Annotated in this window: 8 protein-coding genes; 7 read left to right on the top strand and 1 reads right to left on the bottom strand. The window is 55.0% G+C overall.

The window, feature by feature from the left end; genetic code table 11:
• Positions 1 to 559: 559 nt before the first annotated feature.
• A complete protein-coding gene (locus tag E7745_RS03710; protein ID WP_136408324.1) occupies positions 560 to 1,453 on the bottom strand; it encodes a hypothetical protein in 894 nt (297 codons plus the stop codon).
• Between the two features lie 270 nt (positions 1,454 to 1,723).
• Between E7745_RS03710 and E7745_RS03705 the strand changes: the two genes are divergently transcribed.
• From E7745_RS03705 to metH, 7 genes are all read left to right on the top strand, one after another.
• Complete coding sequence (locus E7745_RS03705) at positions 1,724 to 2,746, top strand: porin (protein ID WP_136408323.1); 1,023 nt, start codon at positions 1,724 to 1,726, stop codon at positions 2,744 to 2,746.
• Positions 2,747 to 2,871: 125 nt separating this feature from the next.
• Entirely contained in the window at positions 2,872 to 4,038 is a 1,167-nt protein-coding gene (locus E7745_RS03700) for a nucleoside recognition domain-containing protein (protein ID WP_107031085.1), read from the top strand.
• Between the two features lie 419 nt (positions 4,039 to 4,457).
• Positions 4,458 to 6,734, top strand: coding sequence for a hypothetical protein (locus E7745_RS03695; RefSeq protein WP_136408322.1), 2,277 nt, complete (start codon positions 4,458 to 4,460; stop codon positions 6,732 to 6,734).
• 370 nt (positions 6,735 to 7,104) lie between these two features.
• Complete coding sequence (pheT, locus tag E7745_RS03690) at positions 7,105 to 9,570, top strand: phenylalanine--tRNA ligase subunit beta (protein WP_136408321.1); 2,466 nt, start codon at positions 7,105 to 7,107, stop codon at positions 9,568 to 9,570.
• A 69-nt stretch (positions 9,571 to 9,639) separates the two neighbouring features.
• Entirely contained in the window at positions 9,640 to 10,377 is a 738-nt protein-coding gene (locus E7745_RS03685; RefSeq protein ID WP_107031082.1) for a YebC/PmpR family DNA-binding transcriptional regulator, read from the top strand.
• Between the two features lie 42 nt (positions 10,378 to 10,419).
• Complete coding sequence (locus tag E7745_RS03680) at positions 10,420 to 11,502, top strand: SGNH/GDSL hydrolase family protein (RefSeq protein ID WP_136408320.1); 1,083 nt, start codon at positions 10,420 to 10,422, stop codon at positions 11,500 to 11,502.
• Positions 11,503 to 11,550: 48 nt separating this feature from the next.
• Positions 11,551 to 15,216, top strand: a complete 3,666-nt coding sequence (metH, locus tag E7745_RS03675) for a methionine synthase (protein WP_255575983.1) — start codon at positions 11,551 to 11,553, stop codon at positions 15,214 to 15,216.
• Position 15,217: the final 1 nt, after the last annotated feature.

The following is a 15,217-nucleotide window of genomic DNA, read 5'->3' as shown; positions in this document are numbered from 1 at the left end:
CGTTTAAACATGTTAACGGGCGGATCAACCCTAAGAGGGTGTTTCATAACAAGAGCTAAAATCTGAGTGGTGTATCTTTTAGATAAATTGTTGCAAGGGAGGAAGAAGCATAGCGAGCTATGCGACTGACGAGCTTCAACAATTTAGCAAAAGAGACACCAAGGCTCAGGTAACTTAAAAATTTTCACAAATGGAATATACTATTTACAAAAAAACAATACAATCGCCTCCGAAAGCTTTGAGCGGCTATGGCTCTTCATTTCAGTCACATAGCTCGCTATGCTCCTTCAATTCAGAGCCATATCCATCTCAAATCTTTCGCTCAGATTTTAACTATTGTTATGAAACACCCTCTAATTGATCACAGCATTGAAAAATGGCCCCGGATTCAAATCCAGAGCCATCGAAAAATGAAATTCCCGCTGATACAATTAATTTACCTTATTTGATTAGTTTAAGTTTGCTTACCTTAAAAATTGTATTTATTCAAGTGTTTAACTATTATTGTTCTGACAGAGTTGTTACTATTGTGAGTTGAAATCAGTATTCAGCACAGCGCTCAGAGCGCCACTTTGGTTACTTTATCTCCCTGGCGGCGGATGAAGATGCCGTTTGAGGGATTCTCGACACGCAGACCGTTGAGATTGAAATATTCAACAGGCGCGTCATTGCTGTCAGCGCCGATGCCGACGATCGAAGTGGTGTCGCCGCCGCCGGGTGTCACAAGCCTGATTTCATTGATCACCACTCCGTAGGCCTGAAGCACAAATCCTTTTTCCTTGAGCTTGTCGGCCCACTGGTCGGTGAGGGTGATCGAGATAAGATCTCCTTCGGTGGTGAATAGTTCAGGGTTGTCGACGGAATTGAGTACAATGCCGCCCCAGTTTCCGATGATGGGCTGCATGATGACTTCCGGTCCGCGGTCGGAAGTTACGAACACCAGTTTGTCACCGGCTTTGGCATCGGCAAAAAGCGGAGCAGACAGATCGATGTTTTTCCATTCGCTGCGGCAATCTTCCGAGCCGAACCAGATAGCATCCGGATCAACTTCCGTTTCAGATGGCACATAGCTTATGCGCGAGATATTGTAGCCGTCGCCGAAGGGGATAAATCCGAGTTCCCTGGCGCTTTTTGCCTGGGCGGATGTCAGAGAAAATGTGACGGTAGCAGGCATTGTAAGATTGTCGGGGTAGACTGCGGGGCAGAGATCGCCGTTCCAGTCTCCTTTGGTCAGCAACAGGATAGCGCCGCTGTTGCAGCTGGCAACGCTGACTTCGATTTTGCCGCCGCCGGTAAAGTCGGCACACTGTTCGGCGCTGATGGTTGGGCCTGCGGCGTCCCACCTGACTGACACTCCTTCAGGAGAGTCGGACTGCCAGAGTACAACGGTTGTGGCGCAAACAGATGCCACGCTTGATATAAGCAGAAAAAGAGCAAGTAGATTTTTAATCATGGATCAATAAGATTTTGGGTTGTTGAATTGGGTTTTGTTGTGTGATACGATGCAAATTTAGTATGCCCGCGCCATTGGCAGGGATATGTCATGTATTCAGAAGGTGCAATCATGTCACATGCTTCAAATGTGATCAAAAATGACACATATTTACCATCCCCTATAGCAAAATTCCACCGCCGGATGAAAAAATAAACGAAAATTTCATTGCCATAGCAAATTTTAACTTATCTTTGCCAAACTTAGATTAAATACCACCTAAACACAACCATGAGAAAGACATTTCTGATTTTGTGCCTTGCCGCAGCCGCTTTCGCGCGTGCCGACGAGCCGGCAGGCGACCCCCTCGTGAAACTTCAGGCCGAAGTGAGGCTTGACTATCAGCATGACTGGCTTGACGGCCACACCGTCAAAGACAACACCGGTTTCGAGGGCAAATACATCAATTTCCGCCTTGACGGAAATATCACCGACGGACTGAGCTACTCCTGGCGTCAGCGTCTCAACAAGCCCCACAAAGATGCGTCGTTTTTCGATGCCACTGACTGGGTCTACCTCAATTACGATTTCGGACGCTGGTCTGTGGCCGGCGGAAAGCAGGTGGTGGCCATAGGCGGCTGGGAGTATGACCGCGCGCCGATCGACCTCTACGGCTGCTCGGTGTTCTGGAACAATGTGCCCTGCTATCAGATAGGCGGATCGGTCAGCTTCAGGCCTTCGGCGGCTGACAAACTGACGTTTCAGCTCTGCGAAAGCCCCTTTTACACGCCTGAAAACCGCGACATGTATGCCTACAACCTCATGTGGAACGGCCGTCACGGCTTTTTCGAGGCCATCTGGTCGGCCAACCTTCTGGAGTATGCCCCTGACCGCTACATCAGCTATCTGGCGCTCGGCAACAGGTTCAGTTTCGGTAAAGTCGCGCTTGAGCTCGACCTGATGAACCGTGCGGCTGCCGGCCAGACTTTCTTCCTGCGCGACATGTCGGTGATGGGCGAGCTTGCCTATGCCCCGACGGCCAAGTGGAAAGTGTTCGGTAAGATGACCTACGATGTCAACCGCACCCACAGCGATGCCGACCTCTGCGTGAGCCCCGGAACGGAGATGAAGATGGCCGGCGCCGGCGTTGAGTTCTTTCCCCTGGCCGACGGCCGCCACACTCTCAGGCTCCATGCAAACCTCTTCTACTCATGGGGCAGCAACGGCAACAGTGCCGATGTGATGCAGAACAAGACCATGCTTGTGGACTTCGGCGTAAAATGGAACATGCACATCCTCTCGCTGCGCCGCTGAAACTCCTCCCCGTTCACGTTTTTACCACCTTATTATATATATAGATATAGCAAACCTTGAATCCTATGCGGTAAGAGCGTTGTAGATTGCGCCCTCACTGCCTGACACCTATTCAAATCATCATCATGGAAAAAACCGAAAACCCGGCCCCGGCACGCTCATTCTCGCTGTGGCGCCTGATTCCAACCGGAGTGCCCTGCCTTGCAGTGGTCTTCGCCCTGTTCTGGTATGTAGGGTCGATCATGGGCCTCCCCAACATGCTCAACACTATCATGCACACGGCCCATGACCTGCTGCTCAACACTGTGTTCTACCTCATGGGCATCTGTGTGGTCACCGGAGCCATAGGCCGTCTGTTTGTGGAGTTCGGAGTGGTCAAACTGCTTGAAAACATCCTGCGCCCTCTGATGCGCCCGCTCTTCAATCTGCCAGGCGTGGCTGCCCTCGGAGCCACCATGACATTCCTGAGCGACAACCCCGCCATCATCTCCCTCTCGCAGGACCGCCGTTTCTGCCGCTATTTCAAGAAATTCCAATACATCTCGCTGACCAACTTCGGAACCGCTTTCGGGATGGGGCTGCTGGTCATGGTGTTCATGGTCGGGCAGGGCTACTACATCGAGCCGGTCATCGGCCTTTTCGGTGCCTTCTGCGGCTGCATCGTGTCGACTCGCCTCATGCAGTATTTCGTCATCAAGGCCTACCCCTCGTTTGCCGTGGAAGATGCGGTTGTCAAGGAGGCCGGCAAGCTTGAGGAAGAGGAGAAGGTGGAGACCAAGTCGGTCTTCATCCGCACACTCAATTCGCTGCTCGACGGCGGGCGCACAGGTGTTGATGTCGGCATCGCCATCATTCCAGGCGTGCTGATCATCTCTACACTGGTGATGATCCTGACCTTCGGGGCTTCGGAGAGCGGATATACCGGCGCGGCCTATGAGGGCATAGAGCTCCTGCCCTGGCTTGCCTCGAAGATCAATTTCGTGTTCGAATGGCTCTTCGGCTTCAGCGACCCGCATCTTGTGGCCTTCCCCATCACGGCTCTCGGTGCCGTAGGGGCGGCGCTGAGCCTCGTGCCCAATTTCGCAGCCCAGGGGTGGATCGACGGCAATGCGATAGCGGTTTTCACGGCCATTGGCATGTGCTGGAGCGGCTATCTCAGCACTCATACCGCTATGCTTGACTCGCTCGGCTACCGCGAACTGACCCCCAAGGCTATCCTCGCCCATACCATCGGCGGAATCGTTGCCGCCATCGTAGCCCACATGGTCTATCTCGGCATCAGCATGATCTGATCTCAGCCCCGATCGGGTACGCCATCCAGTGGCATCCCTCCGGAACGGTAAATCCGTGTCCTGTCGGACACGACATTTTTGTAATCATCTTTTCCCCCGACATCTGCGCGCATTGCGCTGCGGTGTCGGGGGCTACTATTAAATCGGTGTCCGGTCGGACACCGATTTACCATCACGCCTTGGCCGTCACTCCATTTTATCCTACCCGCCATTTCATCCCCCTTATTGTGGGATTCCGGCCTATCTTGCGGATTGACAGACGGGTGTCTATCGCATTAACAATTGTTAATAATCATTGGCGTTTGCTTTGATTTAGTATAAAATTATTATCTTTGCGCATAGATTGTATAGCTTAACTTTAGCCTTAACTATCTTCTTCTCATTTTTTACTTCAAACTGAGACCTTTACAGACCACACTATGCGTTTAAGCAACTTATTAGTAGGCGCTTCCATTGCGGGCGCACTGCTCACAGCATGTACAACCGACGAGATCACTATCCCCAAAAGTGAGCTCTATGCCCGTGAATTCATTAAGAAATTCGGAGTCATTGATCCCGACCGCGATCTCAACTCCGCAACACATTCAGGAATTAATGTTGTAACCACACGGCCGACAGATGTTAAAGTTTATGCCGACATCAACGGCAAGCGCTATCTGTTTGCCGAAGGCCATAAGCTTTCCGGCACAACGCCACTGACTTTCGACGTACCGAAATCAGTCAAAGAAGTCATTGTCGAAATAGACGGACGTCTCATAAAGGCGCCGTTGGGCGGAACTGTCCGCGCAAATACAACAGGCCGTGCCATATGGGAGAAAAAAGACAATGTCGTTGAGATCTCCAGAGTGGACTACCGTCGCCTTACCGATGAAGGTGTAATGGCCTTCAAAGACTATTTGCCGGAAGGAGTGGACAATATCGGAAAGGTGACTCAAAATTTCAGTTTTGTCGCAAACGGAGACTTTACGATTTATCCTGTTTACTGGTGTACAGCCAGCTACAATACCCTTGGCATCTATTATATTGATGAAGAGAAAAATGAAATGGTCCACATTCCGTTTTATACCAATAAAATTTTTCCGATAGATGGCACCAAAGGCAATCTGATATATACGCTGGAAGATCCTTATGCCGAGGATTATGTCCCTGCTAAAGACAATATACCTTTGATTGATGAATCCAGACCGCTTGATGCCTCTGTGCCATTAAACAATCAGGAATTAAAACCGGCTGACTTTAACAATAACGGACTGACAAGTTTTCTTGACTTCCAGGATGAAGACTGGTATATTTTCAAAAGACGGTATATCCTCAAACTTCAGGAACAGCATCGATATTATTTCAGCGGACATCCGTTTTCAGAGTATTTTGATATTGATTATCTTATAAAAGACTCTCATTTTGACCCTGCAAAAGAAAGAAAAATATTCGTCTCCGGCATAGAGGTCGAAGCAAAGGATGAGACACATGTCAACATAGTCAAGCTGTCAATGGGTCCGTTGAATGACTGGAAATATCCTGGAGATGAACAAGACAGCCATCCTTCAAACAAAGAAGTCAAAGGCTGGAAATCTCGTGGAATCCATGTCAGTATAGCTCCAGGCACCAAATTCGGCATGTATATTCGTGCATGGTATATGGGAGACCAAGGAATCCCGAAACCGTCGATTGACAATGTTGATATTGTGCGGTTGCCCTTGGATCCTGAAACCGGTCTACCTAAAAAAGACCAATATCGCCGCTTCTATTCAGAAGCAAAATACAATCCTGAAATTGGCGGCTCCAATGTGTTTGGCGCAACATACATGTATAAAGCTCCAACCGGAACATATCGCGTTCTTGGCTTTGAGGATTATGGTGTAGATGTGCATGACTTGAATGATATGATGTTCTTCATCTCATCAGAAATACATCAGGATATTCCTGATGTTAATGACAAAGACAATCCTGACCCTTACCAGTGGCTGATTGCCGCGGAGGACTTGGCGGGTACCTATGACTGGGACTTCAACGATGCCGTGTTTGCCGTCAGCGCCACAACCATTGTCGATGGTGAGGAAAACGGAGCCAAAAAGACCCGCATCACCGTTGAACCCCTCGCCGCAGGCGGTACATTGCCGATCTACGTGATGTTTAACGGCACAATCACCGATGATCAGGGCGATGGCAACGGTCAGGAACTCGGTCTCGGACACTACAACATCGGTCCGGAACTCCACAGATGGCTCGGCGGATATTACCGCAGTCCGATCAACGTCAAAGAACCCGTAGCCTCGGCCTCCGGCACTCCGCTGTCATTTATGGTAGACGGCGAATGGTCGCTGACCGATGAGTATCAGGACCGTCCCTCCTGGACGCAGAACGATGTCAAAGGCATGGGCGGATTCTATATCCTCGTCAATCCGAGCAATTCGCTGAACTATATCCAGACCGCTATCAGCCGCTTCGATGTGGAGCTTCTGAATGATGAGTCGCATTTCCACAAGGTGACCCCGCCCTCGTCGTTCGACAAGCAGGATCAGGTGGTGGTATCGCCCGAAATGCTTTGTCTTGAATCTTCCTGGTGCTGGCCTATGGAGGAATGCGGAATCCATGAAGTTTATTTCAACTTCGAGTCATGGCTCAAGGGCGACACCAAGGAATGGTATGCCGATCCGATGCATTGGGATGCACAGCGAGTGGTAAAGCGTAAGTGATATTCCCTCGTCACAAAGCCGATCCGCAAGGCGTGACGGTAAATCGATGTCCTCAGCCGGACATCAACAAAACTTAAAAACATCGTACCCCCGACACCTGCGCGCTGTGCGCTGCGGTGTCGGGGGCTACTATTAAATCGGTGTCCTGCCGGACACCCGCCAACCCCTGCACCATCCGGAATCACCGCCCTGACGGACACCGATTTACCATCACGCCCGTGTCATCCCCCATCCGGGGAACGGATTGACGTGTGCGGGGGAGGGGCGGTTTGCTGTATGCTTGCGTGATTTTTCTTGGGATTTCGGGATTTTGTTGTAACTTTGCATGTCCCAATCATTAACACTGATCATAATAACCGGAATACTGATCATGAACATATCATATAACTGGCTAAAAAAATATCTCGATTTCAGTCTGACCCCCGACGAACTCGCCGCCGCCCTCACCTCCATAGGCCTTGAGACCGGATCGGTAGAGGAAGTAGAGTCGATACGCGGAGGTCTCCGCGGCATTGTCATCGGCAAAGTGCTGACCTGCGTCGAGCATCCCAACAGCGACCATCTCCACATCACCACCGTTGATCTCGGCGACGGAGCCGAGACCCAGATTGTCTGCGGCGCGCCCAATGTGGCTGCCGGACAGACCGTTGTGGTGGCCACTGTAGGCACAACCCTCTATGACGGCGACAAGGAATTCGCCATCAAGAAATCGAAAATCCGCGGCGTGGAATCGTTCGGCATGATCTGTGCCGAAGACGAGATCGGTGTCGGATCGTCGCACGACGGCATCATCGTAATCACCGACGATGTGAAGCCCGGAACACCAGCCGCAGAATATTACGGACTCAGTTCCGACTGGCTCCTTGAAGTGGACCTCACCCCCAACCGCATCGATGCCGCCTCGCACTACGGCGTGGCCCGCGACCTCTCGGCCTGGATGGCGGCCCACACACAGGCCTCGGAACTCCGCCGCCCCGCAGTGGATGCTTTCGAGCTTGACAACGCCGAAGGCGGAGTGAGCGTGAATGTGGAAGACACCCAGGCCTGCCCGCGCTACACCGGCGTGACAGTCCGCGGTGTCACCGTCAAGGAGTCGCCCAAATGGCTCAAAGACGCCCTCTCTACCATAGGCCTGCGTCCGATCAACAACATTGTCGACATCACAAACTACCTGCTCCACGGCATCGGCCAGCCGCTCCACTGCTTCGACGTGGCCAAAATTGCCGGCGGAGAGATCGTGGTCAAAAACGCCCGCGAGGGAGAGAAATTCGTGACCCTCGACGGAGTGGAACACACTCTTGATTCACGCGATCTGATGATCTGCAACTCCGAGGTGCCGATGTGCATAGCCGGAGTGTTCGGCGGACTCGACTCAGGCGTGACCGAAGCCACCACCGACGTTTTCCTTGAAAGCGCCTACTTCAACCCGACCTCCGTGCGCAAGACCGCACGCCGCCACGGACTCAACACCGACTCCTCGTTCCGCTTCGAACGTGGCGTGGATCCCAACAACACTCTCTACGTGCTCCGCCTGGCCGCCCTGATGGTCAAGGAGCTTGCCGGAGGCGAGATCTGCGGCCCGCTGACCGACGTCTATCCCTCGGTGATCGAACCCGCCCGCGTCGACCTCAGATTCGACTATCTCAACTCGCTCGTTGGCAAGGAAATCCCCGCCGAGACCGTGGTCTCCATCCTCAAGAGCCTCGAAATGAACCTCTTGGAGGTCACAGACAAGGAAGTGAAGATGGAAGTGCCCACCTATCGTGTGGACGTGACCCGTCCGTGTGACGTGGTCGAGGATGTGCTCCGCATCTACGGCTACAACAACGTGGAGATCAGCGACAGCGTCCGCTCGGCACTCTCATCGCAGACCTTTGAGGACCGCGACAACGCCCTGCGCAACCTCATCAGCGAACAGCTCTGCGCCGAAGGCTTCAACGAGATTCTCAACAACTCGCTCACAGCCGAGTCCTACTATAATGAACTGCCCGGCTATCCCGCCGACCACTGCGTCAAGCTCCTCAACCCTCTGAGCAACGACCTCAGCGTAATGCGCCAGACACTCCTCTTCGGAGGCCTCGAATCGCTCAGCCACAACATCAACCGCAAGATGGCTGACCTGCGCATGTTTGAGTTCGGCAACGTCTACTTCTTCAACCCCGCCGCCGAATCGACCGCCGACCGAGTGCTCGCCCCCTACAGCGAAAGCTCGCGTCTGGCACTGTGGATGACCGGCGCCCTCCGTCCGGGCAACTGGGCCCGCAAGGAAGAGGAAGCCACGGTCTACGACCTGAAAGCCGTGGTTGCCAACATCTTCGCCCGCCTCGGCATCAATCCCGCCGAGATCAGACTTTCGGCAGGCACCTCAGGCCTCTATGCCGCCGGTCTCGACATAGCCACCCGCTCAGGCAAGGTCCTCGGCACCCTCGGCATCCTCTCGAAGAAGATAGCCGCCTCGATGGACATCAAGCAGCAGGTGGTCTACTGCGAGCTCGACTGGCATGCGCTGGTCAACCTCTCGATCCGCAAGAAAGTCAGCTACTCCCCCCTGGCGCGCACCATGCCCGTCAAGCGCGACCTCGCACTGCTTCTCGACAAGAGCGTCAGCATGGAGCAGGTAGAGGCCACAGTGCGCGAGAGCGAACGCCGTCTGCTCAAAGACGTGAGTCTCTTCGATGTCTATGAAGGCAAAAACCTCCCCGAAGGCAAGAAATCATATGCCATCGCCATCACCCTCCAGGACGATGAAAAGACCCTCCAGGACAAGCAGATCGAAGCCGTGATGAACAAGGTGATCACCAACCTCACCAAGAAACTCGGCGCCGAACTCCGATAAAAATCCGAAATTCCACTCAAAACAACCACACAGAAATCTCATAACTCTCATAAAAATCTCATAACAGCAATGGGAAGAGCATTTGAATACCGCAAAGCACGTAAGCTCAAACGTTGGGGTAACATGTCGCGCACATTTACCCGCATAGGCAAGGAAATCACCATCGCCGCCAAAGCAGGCGGTCCAGATCCCTCCACCAACCCCCGTCTGCGCGCACTCATGCAGAACGCCAAGGCAGCAAACATGCCAAAGGACACCGTAGAACGCGCCATCAAGAAAGCAACTGACAAAGACGCAGGCGATTACAAGGAAATCACCTACGAAGGATACGGCCCCCACGGCATCGCCATCTTTGTCGAAGCCGCTACTGACAACAACACCCGTACCGTGGCCAACGTCCGCTCATACTTCACCAAACACGGCGGCAGCCTCGGCACCCAGGGTTCGCTGACCTTCCTCTTCGACCACAAGAGCGTATTCAAGATCAAACCCAAAGACGGAGTCTCGCTCGAAGATCTCGAACTTGAACTCATCGACTACGGTGTAGACGAACTCGAAGATATCACCGATGACGAAAGCGGCGAAGAGCAGGTGATACTCTACGGTGCGTTTGAAGAATACTCCAACATCCAGAAATATCTTGAAGACAACGGCTTCGAGATCATCTCTTCAGAGTTCGAGCGCATCCCCAACGATCTCAAGGAAGTTACCGCCGAACAGCGCGCCGCCATCGAGAAACTCCTCGAAAAGATCGAAGAGGACGAGGATGTCCAGAACGTGTTCCACAACATGAAGGAAGAGGACTGATCCTCAACCACATACCCACACACATACGCATCACACAACATCATGCCTCTCTCACGCAGATTGACTGACGTTTGCGCCGCACTCCTGCTTGTGCTCCTGACCGAAGCATGCGGGGGTGCGCGCCGTTTGGATGTGAAGCCTTCAGACCCTTCCATCCTCTATATGGGCCGCATCCTCTGGGCCGACTCGCTCGCGCCTAAGTTCACCTGGCCCGGCACCACAGCAATGTTCAACTTCGAAGGCTCGGCAGTGGCTATGGCCGCAAGCCCCGGCAGCGGTCAGTTCATGGTCGAGATTGACGGCGGAGAACCGTTCAAGATCAACTTCACTCCCTCCGACTCGCTCATCACCCTCGCTGACTCACTCCCCGCAGGCCCCCACTCGCTGAGAGTGGCCTACGCCATAGAAGGCTATGAGAAGAATCCCGAATTCCGCGGATTCACCATCAGCGGCGAAGGAGCCCGCCTGCTCCCGCCCCCCGAACGCCCGGCGCTCAAGATGGAATTCATCGGCAACTCGATCACCTGCGGCTACGGCACCGAAGAGACTGACCCCTCCGTGGGTTTCAGCTATGACACCGAGAACCATACTCTCGGCTATGCCTATCTGACGGCCCGCGCGCTCAACGCCGACTTCAATGTGGTGGCGCGATCAGGCATCGGAATGTACCGCTCCTTCGGCGGACCCCGCGAGGGTACTCCGGAGCAGAGAATGCCCGTGGAATATGACCGCACTCTCATCTACAATCCGGAACACTACTGGAACCACTCGTCGTTTCACCCTGACATCATCTGCATCAATCTCGGCACCAACGACACTTCGCTTGACAATTATGACATCGACCGCTTCGAACTGGCCTACCGCAAGTTCCTGACTCACCTGCGTATGCTCCATCCGCAGGCAAAAATAGTGCTGCTGACCGGCTCGATGCTCCGAGGGCAGGCCCTGGCCGATGTCAAAGGCGCGCTTGACCGCCTTGCCGATCCCGAAAAGCAGATCTACCGCTTCGACATGTCGGAACAGACAGGCGAGCTGGGCTATGGCGCCGACTATCATCCCTCCAGAGCCCAGGCGGCGAGAATGGCCGAAGAGCTGACCGCCTACCTGCGCGACAATCTCCTCTGAGCCCCCGCTTATTTTACTTACCCACACAACCTCTAACGAACTGACGTTTTGGAAGACTTCTCTTCGCTCCTGCGCGAGCGGATAATGATACTCGACGGTGCGATGGGCACCATGATCCAGAGCTACGGGCTCGGCGAGGCCGATTTCCGCGGCGAGCGCTTTGCCCAGTGGCCCACTGACCTGCGCGGAAACAATGACCTGCTTGTGCTCACCCGTCCGGATGTGATAAGCGCGATCGCATCGCAGTATATCGACGCCGGAGCCGACATCATAAGCACCGACACCTTCAACGCCAATTCAATCTCTATGGCTGACTACGGCATGGAGGCGCTGGTCAGCGAGATAAACCGCACCGCGGCCTCGCTGCTCCGCAGTCTGGCCGACAGCCGCCGCGCTGCAGACGGGCGCCGCATATGGGTGGCCGGATCAATCGGCCCGACCAACAAGACGGCCTCCATGAGCCCCGATGTCAACGATCCTGCTCTGCGGGCTGTCTCTTACGACGATCTTTTCAATGCCTACCGCGAACAGATCGCAGCCCTGATAGAGGGGGGCGCAGACCTGCTGCTCTTCGAGACTATCTTTGACTCGCTCAACCTCAAGGCCGGACTCGATGCCGCGCGCGACGCTATGGACGCCGCCGGCCGCGAGCTCCCGGTGATGCTTTCCATCACACTTTCAGGTCATGACGGCCGCACGTTCTCCGGACAGACCATTCCGGCCTTCATGGCCTCGGTGGAGCACTTCCCGATAGCCTCGATAGGCATCAACTGCTCCTTCGGCGCGGCTGACATGAAGCCCCATCTCAGAGAGCTTGCCAAGATAGCCCGCTGTCCGGTAAGCTGCCACCCCAACGCCGGGCTTCCAAACGCTATGGGCGAATATGAGGAAAGCCCTGAGACAATGGCCGCGCAGATTGCCGGCTTTGCCGATGAGGGACTGGTCAACATCGTAGGCGGCTGCTGCGGCACCACTCCGGCCCACATCACGGCCATCAGCCGGGCCGTGGCGGGAAAACCGGGCCGCACATTCAGCACCGACACACCCGCCGGAATGCACCTGTCGGGCCTCGAACGTCTCGACATCCTGCCTGACAGTCTCTTCGTCAACGTGGGCGAACGCTGCAACGTGGCCGGATCGCGCAAATTCCTGCGTCTGATCAAGGAAGGCAAGCTTGACGAGGCCCTGAGCATTGCCCGCAAGCAGGTTGACGACGGAGCGCAGATCATAGACATCAACATGGACGACGGCATGATGGATGCCCGCAAGGAAATGTGTGGCTTCCTCAATCTGATCGCATCCGAGCCTGACATAGCCCGTGTGCCCGTGATGATCGACTCCTCTGACTGGCAGGTGATCGAAGCGGCGCTCAAATGTGTGCAGGGCAAGTCGATAGTCAATTCCATCTCCCTCAAGGAGGGCGAGGAAGTCTTTCTCGACCATGCGCGCCGCATCCGCCGTCTCGGCGCCGCCGCAGTTGTAATGGCTTTTGATGAAAAGGGCCAGGCCGACGTTTTCGAACGCAAGACAGAAGTCTGCGCCCGTGCCTACCGTCTGCTCACCGAGCGAGTGGGCTTCAACCCCGAAGACATAATTTTCGACCCCAACATACTTGCCATAGCCACCGGCATGAAGGAGCATGACCGCTACGGTCTCGACTTCATCCGCGCCGTGGAGTGGATCAAGCAGAATCTGCCCGGAGCCAAAGTGAGCGGCGGCGTCAGCAACCTGTCGTTCTCATTCCGCGGCAACAACTATCTGCGTGAAGCCATGCACGCCGTGTTCCTCTACCATGCCATAGCCAAAGGCATGGACATGGCCATTGTCAACCCCTCCTCGTCTGTGACTTATGAGGAGATCGAGCCAGGTCTGCGCGAACTGATAGAAGACGTGGTTCTCTATCGGCGCGAGGATGCGGCCGAGCAGCTGATGGCCCGCGCGCAGGAGATGCTTGCCGCCAAGGAGCAGGGTGCTGATCCGGCGCGCACTGAGACCGCCGAGGCCTGGCGCGCGCTGCCAGTGGGCGAACGTCTGACCCACGCGCTTGTCAAAGGCATCCATGACCATCTCGAAGAGGATCTCGCCGAGGCTCTTGCCGCAGGCACTGATCCGGTCGACATAATCGACGGCCCGCTGATGGAAGGAATGAACCGCGTGGGCACGCTCTTCGGCGAAGGCAAGATGTTTCTGCCACAGGTGGTGAAAACCGCCCGCACCATGAAGCGCGCCGTGACCATTCTCCAGCCAGTGATCGAGAGCCGCCGCGACAGCCGGCAGTCAGAAAAGGCCGGAAAGGTGGTGTTTGCCACCGTGAAAGGCGATGTGCATGACATCGGCAAGAACATCGTGTCGATCGTCCTTGCCTGCAACAACTACGAGGTGATTGACCTCGGAGTGATGGTGCCTGCGGAGGATATCGTGGCCACCGCCTTGCGTGAGAAGCCTGATCTGGTGTGTCTCTCCGGCCTCATCACCCCCTCGCTTGAGGAGATGGCCCGCGTGGTCAGGCTGATGGAGGAAACCGGGCTGAAAATACCGGTGATGGTGGGCGGCGCCACCACTTCGCGCATCCACACGGCAGTGAAGATAGCCCCTAACTACTCAGCGCCGGTGATCCATGTGCCTGACGCCTCGCAAAACCCGCTGATAGCCGCCCGTCTGCTCAACCCTGACACCTGTGAGGCTTTCATTGCCGAACTTAAAGAACAGTATGACACCCTGCGTGAGCGCGAGCGCCTCCGCACCGTGGCCACGGTGTCTCTCGCCGAGGCCCGCAGGCGTTCGGTCAGAGGCTGTCTTAAACCGCATGTGCCCGTAGCTCCTGCCGCTCCGGGGCGTCACCGTATTGACATACCCGTCAAAGAAATCATCCCCTATATCAACTGGCACTTCTTCTTCAATGCCTGGAAACTGCCCGGAGATTTCGCCTCGGTCACAGCCCTGCATGACTGTCCGGCCTGCCGCCGTGCCTGGATCGAAAAATATACTCCGGCTGATCCTTCAAAAGGCGAGGAGGTCATCAGGCTCTACCGCGATGCGTCCTCGCTGCTCGACCGCTGGAGCGGAGAAGATCGCTGCGCGAGTGCAATAGTGAAACTCTGCGAGGCTCATGCCGAGGGCGATGACATTGTGATGGACGGCATCCGCATCCCCACTCTGCGCTCACAGGCTCTCGGTGCGGGCGAACCATCGCGCGGACTTTCCGACTATCTGGCCGAAAGCAGCGACTATGCGGGCGCCTTTGCCGTGAGCATTGATTTTGCAGATGAAGTCCGGGCCGCTGATGAGGCGGCTGACAGCTACCGCTCACTCCTGGTGCAGAGCCTGGCCCACCGTTTGGCCGAAGCTGCCTCGGAGTGGCTTCACGCAAAAGTGCGCCGCGAACTGTGGGGCTATGCTCCTGCCGAAAATCTTTCGCTGAAGGAGCTTTCGCAGGCTCGCTACACGGGCATCCGGCCCGCTGTAGGCTATCCCTCCCTGCCCGATCAGAAACTGACATTTGTGCTTGACAGTCTGCTCGGACTTGGAGACATAGGCGTGAGCCTGACCGAAAACGGAGCAATGGAGCCTTCAGCCACAGTCTGCGGCCTCTATATAGCTCATCCGGAATCAAGCTACTTCATGCCGGGGCGCATTGCCGACGACCAGATTGCCGACTATGCCCGCCGCCGCTCCCTTGACACGGACCAGGTCAGAAATCTGCTTGCCTATTAGG

The organism is Duncaniella sp. C9 (assembly GCF_004803935.1).
Lineage (GTDB): Bacteria > Bacteroidota > Bacteroidia > Bacteroidales > Muribaculaceae > Duncaniella > Duncaniella muris.
The sequence above is the reverse complement of the archived record's forward strand: the minus strand, read 5'-3'. Positions and strand labels throughout refer to the sequence as shown.

Excerpts from the sequence above, each read along its gene's own strand:
- E7745_RS03680 (WP_136408320.1), top strand. The coding sequence starts at position 10,420 with ATGCCTCTCTCACGCAGATTGACTGACGTTTGCGCCGCACTCCTGCTT.
- E7745_RS03705 (WP_136408323.1), top strand. The coding sequence starts at position 1,724 with ATGAGAAAGACATTTCTGATTTTGTGCCTTGCCGCAGCCGCTTTCGCG.
- E7745_RS03685 (WP_107031082.1), top strand. The coding sequence starts at position 9,640 with ATGGGAAGAGCATTTGAATACCGCAAAGCACGTAAGCTCAAACGTTGG.
- E7745_RS03700 (WP_107031085.1), top strand. The coding sequence starts at position 2,872 with ATGGAAAAAACCGAAAACCCGGCCCCGGCACGCTCATTCTCGCTGTGG.
- E7745_RS03710 (WP_136408324.1), bottom strand. The coding sequence starts at position 1,453 with ATGATTAAAAATCTACTTGCTCTTTTTCTGCTTATATCAAGCGTGGCA.
- pheT (WP_136408321.1), top strand. The coding sequence starts at position 7,105 with ATGAACATATCATATAACTGGCTAAAAAAATATCTCGATTTCAGTCTG.
- E7745_RS03695 (WP_136408322.1), top strand. The coding sequence starts at position 4,458 with ATGCGTTTAAGCAACTTATTAGTAGGCGCTTCCATTGCGGGCGCACTG.